The sequence below is a fragment of the Nostoc sp. CCY0012 genome (genome assembly GCF_963920855.1).
In the GTDB taxonomy this organism is placed as follows: domain Bacteria; phylum Cyanobacteriota; class Cyanobacteriia; order Cyanobacteriales; family Nostocaceae; genus Cyanocohniella.
Window position 1 is genome coordinate 40,367 of the sequence record NZ_CAWUDM010000046.1, and the last position, 9,966, is coordinate 50,332.

The 9,966-nt window shown below is 43.1% G+C and carries 8 protein-coding genes; 6 read left to right on the forward strand and 2 right to left on the reverse strand.

What is annotated here, in order from left to right:
* The first annotated feature begins 174 nt into the window (after nt 1-174).
* Together murA and ACM0OS_RS15110 are read left to right on the forward strand one after the other, a co-directional pair.
* The gene (gene murA, locus ACM0OS_RS15105) at nt 175-1,542 is read left to right on the forward strand and encodes a UDP-N-acetylglucosamine 1-carboxyvinyltransferase (RefSeq protein WP_414544017.1); all 1,368 of its coding nucleotides are present in this window, start codon (nt 175-177) and stop codon (nt 1,540-1,542) included.
* A gap of 146 nt (nt 1,543-1,688) precedes the next feature.
* Entirely contained in the window at nt 1,689-2,564 is an 876-nt protein-coding gene (locus ACM0OS_RS15110; RefSeq protein ID WP_414544010.1) for a M48 family metallopeptidase, read from the forward strand.
* Between the two features lie 182 nt (nt 2,565-2,746).
* Here ACM0OS_RS15110 and ACM0OS_RS15115 read toward each other — a convergent pair whose 3' ends face one another.
* Nucleotides 2,747-3,874, reverse strand: a complete 1,128-nt coding sequence (locus tag ACM0OS_RS15115) for an acyltransferase family protein (protein WP_414544011.1) — start codon at nt 3,872-3,874, stop codon at nt 2,747-2,749.
* A 370-nt stretch (nt 3,875-4,244) separates the two neighbouring features.
* On the opposite strand from ACM0OS_RS15115, the gene ACM0OS_RS15120 reads away from it, so the two are divergent.
* Both ACM0OS_RS15120 and ACM0OS_RS15125 read left to right on the forward strand, forming a co-directional pair.
* Nucleotides 4,245-4,550, forward strand: coding sequence for a hypothetical protein (locus ACM0OS_RS15120; protein ID WP_414544012.1), 306 nt, complete (start codon nt 4,245-4,247; stop codon nt 4,548-4,550).
* A gap of 157 nt (nt 4,551-4,707) precedes the next feature.
* Nucleotides 4,708-5,109: a fasciclin domain-containing protein gene (locus ACM0OS_RS15125; RefSeq protein WP_414544013.1), complete on the forward strand. Its 402-nt coding sequence runs from the start codon at nt 4,708-4,710 to the stop codon at nt 5,107-5,109.
* Nucleotides 5,110-5,220: 111 nt separating this feature from the next.
* Here ACM0OS_RS15125 and ACM0OS_RS15130 read toward each other — a convergent pair whose 3' ends face one another.
* Nucleotides 5,221-5,877: a DUF3386 domain-containing protein gene (locus tag ACM0OS_RS15130; protein ID WP_414544014.1), complete on the reverse strand. Its 657-nt coding sequence runs from the start codon at nt 5,875-5,877 to the stop codon at nt 5,221-5,223.
* Between the two features lie 101 nt (nt 5,878-5,978).
* On the opposite strand from ACM0OS_RS15130, the gene ACM0OS_RS15135 reads away from it, so the two are divergent.
* The gene (locus ACM0OS_RS15135; protein ID WP_414544015.1) at nt 5,979-6,653 is read left to right on the forward strand and encodes a LuxR C-terminal-related transcriptional regulator; all 675 of its coding nucleotides are present in this window, start codon (nt 5,979-5,981) and stop codon (nt 6,651-6,653) included.
* 295 nt (nt 6,654-6,948) lie between these two features.
* Nucleotides 6,949-9,966 (forward strand): tetratricopeptide repeat protein (locus tag ACM0OS_RS15140; protein WP_414544016.1); only part of this gene is annotated, 3,018 nt, incomplete at its 3' end.

The following is a 9,966-nucleotide window of genomic DNA, read 5'->3' on the forward strand; positions in this document are numbered from 1 at the left end:
TGTAAAATGCTCATAAAGCTTGCTATAGATGGCTTACAGCTTACAAAGCACATCTAAAAGGAAATTTATTTGTGCAAGATGTGAAGACAAAATGTAGACAAACCAATTCTTTACTGTAGAATCGAAACCAACTTCTAACCTATAAAATTACGTATTTTTTTTGGAGGTAGGCTTATTAATCCTTCTAGCAGCTTACCAGATGCCAAGCTTTCTCCTGAAGCAGACTCCTCAGTCTTGCAAATATTGGGTGGGCATCGTTTGCAGGGGCATGTGAAAATTAGCGGAGCCAAAAATTCAGCCTTGGTAATCATGGCTGGGGCTTTGTTGTGTTCAGGAGACTGTCGCATCCGCAATGTGCCTTTATTAGCCGATGTAGAGCGGATGGGTCAGGTTTTATCAGCTTTAGGTTTGCGCTTAACAAGACAAGGGGACATTTTAGACATCAATGCCAGCGAAATTACTACATCAAAAGCTCCCTACGAATTAGTGACCCAATTACGGGCAAGTTTTTTTGCCATTGGGGCAATTTTGGCGCGCCTAGGAGTAGCACAAATGCCATTACCAGGAGGTTGTGCCATTGGTGCTAGACCAGTTGATTTGCATGTCCGCGGACTGCAAGCAATGGGAGCTGAAGTGCAGATTGAACATGGCATTTGTAATGCTTATATTCCAGGGAGTAATGGCCGATTACAAGGAGCCAAAATTTACCTAGATAGCCCCAGTGTGGGAGCAACCGAAACTTTGATGATGGCTGCCACTCTTGCAGATGGCGAAACTATCATCGAAAACGCAGCGCGGGAACCAGAAGTAACTGATCTGGCAAATTTCTGTAATGCTATGGGAGCTAAAATTCAGGGTGCTGGCACTAGTACAATTACTATTGTTGGTGTGCCTAAATTACACTCTGTTGATTACAGCATCATTCCCGATCGCATTGAAGCAGGTACGTTCTTAGTAGCTGGAGCCATCACCCGTTCGGAAATTAGCTTGTCGCCAGTATTACCAGACCATTTAATCCCAGTCCTTGCCAAGCTGCGGGAAATTGGCGTGACCATCATTGAGGATGCACCAGATTGCTTACGCGTCCTCCCAGCAGAAACGCTCAAGGCTAGGGATATTGAAACCCTACCCCATCCAGGCTTTCCTACGGATATGCAAGCTCCATTTATGGCCTTGCTCTCCTTAGCAGAAGGAGACAGTTTAATTAACGAATCTGTCTTTGAAAACCGCTTGCGTCATGCCTCCGAGCTTAATCGCTTGGGAGCAGATATTCGGGTAAAAGGTAACACTGCCTTCATCCGGGGAGTCCCAATGTTATCTGGCGCACCAGTAATAGGTACAGACTTACGAGCATCAGCAGCGTTAGTTTTAGCCGGACTGGCAGCCGAAGGGCAAACTACAGTTCAGGGCTTACACCACCTTGATCGTGGCTATGATCGAATTGATATGAAATTAGAAAAATTGGGAGCAAAAATTCTGCGTGTGGGCGATGTGCCAGCAAATGCAGAATTAGCTTCTAACCCGGCATCAATTTCGACATAGTTAGGGAATAGGGGCTAGGGATTAGGGGATAGAAATTACTCTAGCCTCTAACCTCTAGCTTCTCCAGTCGCCAATATCTCATGAATAATCTCGTTATACTGTCTGTGGGAGGCTGTTGATATTTTGTTTTTCCAGCTTGCTACATCATGTCCTTGTTTAAAACTCCATTAATCGGTTTAAAAGCTGACTCGTTTCGTCATCCATTAGACCTGGAAGCTACCAAATCTTTGAAGCAAATACCAGGCTTGGATATGATGGTGCGAAATTGGCTCGGGCCAATGGCCGAACAAGTTTTTTATGTGGAAAATATTGCCGCTAGTGTACTGGTGGGTGAAAATCAATTGCCGGATTTATACAAATTATTGTTAGAAGCCTGCAAAATTCTCGATATAGAGCCTCCTCAGTTGTATATCCGCCAACATCCGGCGCCTAATGCTTACACTTTTGCTATGCGGGGTAAGCAGCCGTTTATTGTGCTACACACTTCTTTAGTTGATATCCTCACACCAGCGGAATTACAGGCAGTAATTGCCCATGAGTTGGGGCATCTCAAGTGTGACCATAGTGTCTATCTCACACCTGTAAACTTATTGGTGTTAGCTGCGTCCATTGTGCCTAATGTGGGAGCTTTTCTGGCTCAAGCCATACAATCACAACTTTTAGAATGGGTACGCTGTGCTGAGTTTACCTGCGATCGCGCTGCATTGTTAGCCACTCAAGATCCTAAAGTTGTAATGTCGGTATTAATGAAGTTGGCGGGTGGTTCACCCACTTTAGCACCGCAACTTAATTTAGATGCCTTCGTTGACCAAGCTCGCGCTTACGATGATATTAGTAAGACTGAATTGGGTGAAATGGTCAAAGAAGCCCGTACAGCGCAGTTAAGTCATCCAGTACCAGTACTGCGAGCCAAAGAAATTGACCGTTGGTCAAGCAGTACAGAATATCAGTTACTATTGCAAAATCATGGACTGAAGTCTAATAGTGAAGTTGCATCCCAAGGTGGCTGGCGAAATTGGTAAGGATTGAGGATTAAATAAGATCCAAAATTTGTAGGTTGGGTGGAGCAATAGCGATACCCAACAGGCAGCAAAAGATATAGATTTCTTTTGAATATAGTGAGGATGTGACTTTAAATTTCACGCAGAGGAGCCACTGCGTTGGGCGGGTTCCCCGACTTGTAGCAAGTGGCGTCGCGCAGAGTTTAAACTTTGAGAAACCAGCGTTGGCAATACATTAGATAAGCAATTGCTAACCAGAATAAAACTGTTACTAGGGCGAATAAGAATGAGCCGTTGAAAGTACCTGCCCAAGATGCGAAAATATTTTGGTAAATCCAATTGTAGGTGGTTATTGCATTTTCACCCGTGCCGATCTTGGTTCTAACTAAGATTTTAATTAATAAAACCGATGCAGTGAACAGTGCGATCGCATTTAAGCCCATCACTTCAAAAGGCTTACCCCAGCGTCGTATTAGCCGCACTTCGATGAGTTCATAGCAAGCTGCTAGTAATAGTAATGCCCAACCACTGCTAAAGACAACATAGGAACTTGTCCATAATTTCTTGTTGATGGGGAATGTCCAACCCCACGCCCAACCAAGAATTAAGCAACCAATCCCAAATAATAATAACCCTAAACTTGTGCGAGATTTGACTGGCTGATTGCGTATCCATTGCCCTGTAAAGTAGCCAGCCAGGACACTAACGACGGCGGGAATGGTGCTAAATAGTCCCTCTGGATCTCCTAAATTTTTATACCCGTCACCTGCGTACAAGTGAACCTGCGGAATAATTAAGCGGTCAATATAAGCGCCAAAGTTACCTTCCCGCGTCAGTACACCTGCACCATAATCGGGAACTGGGACATACATCATCATTAGCCAGTAGCCGATGATTAATATACCTGCCAGTATCCATTGCCCTTTACGAGGTAGGTTAAGGACTATGAGGGAGGCAAACAGATATGTCAGACTGATTCTCTGTAACACTCCCATGATGCGGATATTGCTTAAATCAAAAGTCCAAATACCCTGATTCCAAAAGCCATTTAGTATTAACCCCAAGGCAAAAAGTATGGCGGCGCGGCGCAAGATACGCCAGTAAACGTCTGATGTGGGTTTGTTGACTTCGGTATACTTTGCCAAAGAAAAAGTCATGGCTACACCGACAATAAATAAGAAGAAAGGAAATACCAAATCTGTGGGTGTGCAACCGTGCCAATCAGCATGAGCTAAGGGCGGATAGACATCCCCTGCAACTCCTGCCATGTTGACAAGAATCATGCCAGCAATGGTAATACCGCGAAACACATCCAATGAAGTCAGGCGCATGGGCGGAATTTTTTGTGTGATGAAGTATCTAAAGTAACTTGCTTAATGCCAACTATCAAGCAACATATATATACATATCAATCCCTTTTAATACATTTTTCAAAACAATATTTAATAAAAAAGAACATCTCAATTTTTTCAACCACAAAGTATAAAGCTTTCATTAAACCCCTGCGTCCGTTTGTGTGAACTTATGCGTTGAAAAATAAAATCAAATAAAACGTTGAAAAACTGTAGTAATTGTTGCTAATGGAACTAAGCATTTGCAGTAAAATTCCACTTGACGAACTTAAATTCTCGGCAGAAACTTGAATCTTCACTACTTAAGGAAATTTGATAGTAGCTGTTGTTATAGCAACGCCAAAGACAAATGACAAATTTAAATAATTATCAAAAATTAATAGCATTGGCCAATGAATACGGGATTAATTGTCAAGCAGTACCAGAAGAGTGCTTAGTTGCATCTTTACCTGGATATGATGATTTCTTGTTAGCTTTTACTTGGTCTGGTGCAGTTGAGGGAGAGCCACCAGATCATGAATTAATCGCAATTAGCGTCCAAGACATTACTAAAGAAGTGACTGTTGCAGCTTGGCAGATTCCTACTTATTTATTTGGCAATGTTTTAAGGCAGGCTCAGATGCTTGTAGCGGCCCATAGAGATTTTATGAGCTGATCGATAAATTATTTGAGATAAGTATTTTTAACTGGGCGTTGTGTGTATATAATGCCCAGTATAATGCCTATGGATGAGACTTATGTCTTTAGATAGAGTCTTTATATTTAAGAAACGTTTAGGTTTGTAATGAAATGTAAAAAAGTTAATTAAAAACATGGCTGACATTGTTGATACCGCCGTAAACGCTGGTTCATTTAACACATTAGTTGCTGCTGTCAAAGCTGCTGGTTTAGTGGATACCCTCAAAGGTTCCGGCCCATTTACCGTTTTTGCTCCTACTGATGAAGCATTTGCTAAACTACCCGCAGGTACAGTAGATGCATTACTCAAGGACATTCCTAAGCTTAAGAAAATCCTGACTTATCATGTTGTTTCAGGTAAAGTATTGGCAGCCGACGTAGTTAAGATGAAGTCAGCGACTACTGTTGAAGGCAGCAAAGTGAATATTGACGCTTCCAATGGTGTCAAAATCAATGATGCTAATGTTGCAACACCCGATGTCGCTGCTGATAACGGTGTCATTCACGTTATTGATACAGTGTTAATTCCTGCATAGATTATCCGCATCAATAATCAATAGCATCGTTATCAAGTAACGATAAAATGAAAGCGATCGCCTCCCATGTACGAAGTGCGATCGCTTTTATTTGAAGCTTTAAGTTTTAGCTTAAGCTGCAACAGGTTCTAACAATTGAATGTTAGAGAACACAAATTCTTGAACAGATATTTTGCCTGCTGCTTCAGTGCGAATCTCCCGACGATTCAAAATGGAATATTCACCAACTTTTTCATATTCATCGGTAAACTCACTTCTACCACCTTTTTGTTCCCCAGTTTTGGGGTCATGATACACAGAGTCATAAGTATGGGATAGATAACCTGCCCCTGTATCGTGACTGCTGAATGTGTTAATTGTCACAAAAGTACCGTGAATTAAACGGTGAACGTGGCAAACTTCATTATTGCGGACTTTGTATTTATCACCTTCTGACTTACCACCAACTAAAATCTCCGTGGCACCGGTTTCGTCAGTGTCGCCATAGCTAAAAGTATTGGTACTATGGGTTTCTTCAAAGCTGCGACGGACGCGGTGAATAGCTATTTCCCACGCTTGTCCATGAATTGATTTTTTTGCTTGCTCGTCATCTACGTCCAATACTTCCGCCTTCAGGTTAGCGTCGATGACCACTTTACCAGTAAGTACCTTGTCGTCATATTTATAGGTAATATCTGCGCTATAACCTGGGAAACTCTTGTCCCAAGTGTAACGGTTCTCATAAGCAGCCCGGAAAAGTTCCTGAGCAGAGAGTTTTGTTACTGTCATATGCTTCTCCTAGCTTGACTAATTCTATTAGCTTTTTATCTTTGCTGGTATTAGCATAAGAGTATTCTGAAGCTCCGCATAGTCCCCAAGTGGGTACACTTATGCCTAATTTTCTTCACGCCGTATTTCAAGCGATCGCTAATGTCCGCAATGAGTCAGAATTAAGACTAGCTCTGACGGATAAAATTAGCGAACATTTTGGCGTGCAACATTGGGGGATTTATCTCCTCGATGAAAAACCAACAGCTGATATTTATCCCCAGGCTATTCCCGCAGTCTGTATGGAAAGCAATCCCGTTGGGCGCTATGTGGTTGAACGTCACGCTCCCGCCCATGAACAATCAGTATTATCCCCAGGAGATTGGAAAAATTTTTGCTCACGCCATGACCATGAACACGTAATGACCGGGCCGATTGTTTGCGATGGTAGACTTGTAGGCACACTCAACTTAGCAAGGGATAAGGGTAATCCCCCTTTTGATGCTAATGATTTAGCTGATTTAAGCGCCTTGTGCATTCATTTATCAGCAAAACTAGCAACTTTACGAGCAAAACCCCCCAAAATATCTAATTCTCAGTTAGCTAGTCCTCTCACCGCGCGGGAGTTAGAAATTGCCGAGTTAGTCGCACAGGGGTTAACTAATGCCGAAATTGGTGGAAAACTGTGGATTACCCAAAATTCTGTCAAGCAAGCCTTAAAACGGATGTTTCGCAAATTAGGAGTTTCAGCTCGTAGCGAGATGGTGGCAAAACTGCATTTAATTTCGCTGCAATAGTGGTGGATTGACACAAATCAATGTGTGCATGATCATTTTCTGTTTGGGCGGGCGAGGACGCCCACCCCACAATTATTATTTTTATGTAATATTTTAGACTTGTGACGCTGGTATAGCGATCGCTGGGCAACTTAGGATAAAAGCTGATAATGAAATCTTTACAATTAAAGTCTTTCAAGCCTGTTACCTGCTATAGAAATAAATTTTTGAACTTTTTTAATTAAGTAAATTCTGTAATACAACTTGCGTATTTAGTAGCTATCCTGTAGGTGTTAGCACATCAAAACAAAATCCGGTGATTAACCCGCACAATAAACCCAAGAGTTTACAAGATATTCTCAAACAGCGACAGCAGTCAGGTTTTGTGGGTCGTGAAGACCAGGTAAAACAATTTCGCCAAAATCTGGGATTATCCTTAGAAGATGAAAGCCGTCGTTTTTTGTTTAATGTTTGGGGTCAGGGTGGGGTAGGTAAAAGTACGCTGTTACGTCAGTTTCGCAAAATAGTAGAAGATACAAAAATCATCACAGCTTATATTGATGAAGCCGAAAAAAGTGTTCCTGAAGTTATGGGTCGCTTGGCTGAGGAGTTGGAACGACAAGGACACAAACTAACGCAGTTTGCCGAACGCTACAAAGTTTACCGCCAAAAGCGCCAAGAATTAGAAACTGATCCAGAGGCTCCCCAAGGTTTTTCGGCTTTTGTGGGCAAAACCGTTGTGAAAACTGGTGTGAAGTTGGCGCGTCGGGTTCCGGTTGGTGGTGCTGTATTCGATTTTGTAGATGAGGATACTTTGGTTTCCCAAGGCGGAGAATGGTTTTCTTATATTGCGAAGAAATTAACAAATAAAGACGAGGTGCGTTTAGTTCAGGAACCTGTGGAGGTACTGACCCCACTATTTTTACAAGATATTTTTAAGATTGCTGAGAAAACTACTATTTCCCTGTTTTTTGATACCTATGAACGCACTGGAGAGTTTCTTGATAGTTGGTTACAAGAAATTTTGGAAGGTCGTCATGGTGATGTGCCTCCCAATATATTAATCATCATTGCTGGTCGGCAGGAATTAGATAAAAATCTTTGGGCGCATTATGAAGGGTTAATGGTTCGTTTCCCTCTAGAAGCCTTTACAGAAGAAGAAGCCAAGCAATATCTCACACGCAAAGGCATTACTGATAGTCGCGTTGTTGACGTGATTTTACGCCTTTCGGGAAATTTACCTCTACTGGTGGGAATGTTAGCTGATGCTCATCCCGATGATCCTGATCAGGTAATTGAGCCTAGCAGCAATGCTGTAGAACGGTTTTTAAAATGGATTGATAATCCTAAGCATCGTCAAGTGGCTCTTGATGCCGCTATTCCTCGTTGTTTGAACCGGGATGTTGTAGCTAAGTTGAGAGGGGAAGCAGAAGCTGATGAACTATTTGCTTGGCTGAAAGAAACATCATTTGTCAATGAGCGTACTGATGGCTGGGCTTATCATGATGTCGTCAAAACGCAAATGTTACGCTACAAGCGTCTTTCATCGCCCCAAGCTTGGACTGACCTACATGGCAAGTTAGCAGATTATTACGACACCCTACGGAATGAGCTGCAACTAGAGGAAGAAAAAAAACAGCGCGACCTTGATTGGCAAAGTCACACTTTAAATGTGTTGTACCACGGCTTATGTCAATTGCCACAAAGAAGTTTACCTGTAGCTTTAAATGAATTTCTTGCTGCTCTCAAAAATAAACGCACTTTTGCTGAACAGTGGGCAGAAGTGATGCTACAAGCAGGTAAAGATACAGATTCTGGAGAAGTTCAAAGTTGGGGTGAACGGCTAGTTAATGGGTTAAAAGCTTTTGAAGAAGAACGCTGTGAAATTGCTACTGAGATGTTTACCGCACTACTAAAGGATTCCAGGATTCAGGAAAAATGGCAACCCACAGCTTTGAGTTGGCGAGGAGTGACTTATCACTTAATGGAGCGCTATCCTGAAGCACTGCAAGACTTTGACCGTGCTATTCAACTTGACCCCAATGACAAATTGGCGATCGCACTTCGGGGTGAAACTTATCATTTAATGGAGCGCTACACAGAAGCACTGCCAGACTTTGACCGTGCTATTCAACTTGACCCCAATAATCAATGGGCGATCGCACGTCGGGGTGAAACTTACCGTCGAATGGAGCGCTACACAGAAGCACTGCCAGACTTTGACTGTGCTATTCAACTTGACCCCAATGATAAACGGGCGATCGCAAATCGAGGAGTGACTTATCATTTAATGGAGCGGTACACAGAAGCACTGCCAGACTTTGACCGTGCCATTGAACTTGACCCCAAATATGACTGGGCGATCACACTTCGCGGCGAGACATATTGTTTAATGGAGCGTTACGCAGAAGCACTGCCAGACTTTGACCGTGCGATTCAACTTAACCCCAATGATCAATGGGCGATCTCACGTCGTGGCGGGATTTATCGCTTAATGGAGCGGTACACAGAAGCACTGCAAGACTTTGACCGTGCGATTCAACTTGACCCCAATGACAAATTGGCGAGCGCAGGTCGGGGTTTGACACATATTTTAATGGAGCGGTATACAGAAGCACTGCCAAATTTTGACCGTGCCATTGAACTTGACCCCAACTACAAGTGGGCGATCTCACGTCGGGGTTTTACATATTTTTTAATGGAGCGTTACACAGAAGCATTGCAAGACTTTGACCGTGCGATTCAACTTGACGCCAATGACAAATTGGCGATCACACGTCGGGGTGAAACTTACCGTCGAATGGAGCGTTACACAGAAGCACTGCCAGACTTTGACCGTGCGATTCAACTTGACCTCAATGATCAATGGGCGATCGCACGTCGGGGTTTGACATATCTTTTAATGGAGCGGTACACAGAAGCACTGTCAGACTTTGACCGCGCGATTCAACTTGACCCCAATGATGATTGGGCGATCGCACGTCGAGGTTTGACATATCTTTTAATGGAGCGGTACACAAAAGCACTGTCAGACTTTGACCGCGCTATTGAACTTGACCCCCATGATGATTGGGCAATCGCAAATCGGGGTGAAACTTATCTTTTAATGGAACGTTACACAGAAGCACTGTCAGACTTTGACCGTGCTATTCAACTTGACCCCAATGATCAATGGGTGATCGCACGTCGGGGTGAAACTTATCTTTTAATGGAGCGGTACACAGAAGCACTGCCAGACTTTGACCGTGCTATTCAACTTGACCCCAATTATCAATGGGCGATCGCACGTCGGGGTGAAACTTATCTTTTAATGGAGCGGTACACAGAAGCACTG

What these genes read in the sequence shown, in the direction of transcription:
- ACM0OS_RS15110 (WP_414544010.1), top strand. Translation starts at nt 1,689, where the DNA reads ATGTCCTTGTTTAAAACTCCATTAATCGGTTTAAAAGCTGACTCGTTT.
- ACM0OS_RS15115 (WP_414544011.1), bottom strand. Translation starts at nt 3,874, where the DNA reads ATGCGCCTGACTTCATTGGATGTGTTTCGCGGTATTACCATTGCTGGC.
- ACM0OS_RS15120 (WP_414544012.1), top strand. Translation starts at nt 4,245, where the DNA reads ATGACAAATTTAAATAATTATCAAAAATTAATAGCATTGGCCAATGAA.
- ACM0OS_RS15125 (WP_414544013.1), top strand. Translation starts at nt 4,708, where the DNA reads ATGGCTGACATTGTTGATACCGCCGTAAACGCTGGTTCATTTAACACA.
- ACM0OS_RS15130 (WP_414544014.1), bottom strand. Translation starts at nt 5,877, where the DNA reads ATGACAGTAACAAAACTCTCTGCTCAGGAACTTTTCCGGGCTGCTTAT.
- ACM0OS_RS15135 (WP_414544015.1), top strand. Translation starts at nt 5,979, where the DNA reads ATGCCTAATTTTCTTCACGCCGTATTTCAAGCGATCGCTAATGTCCGC.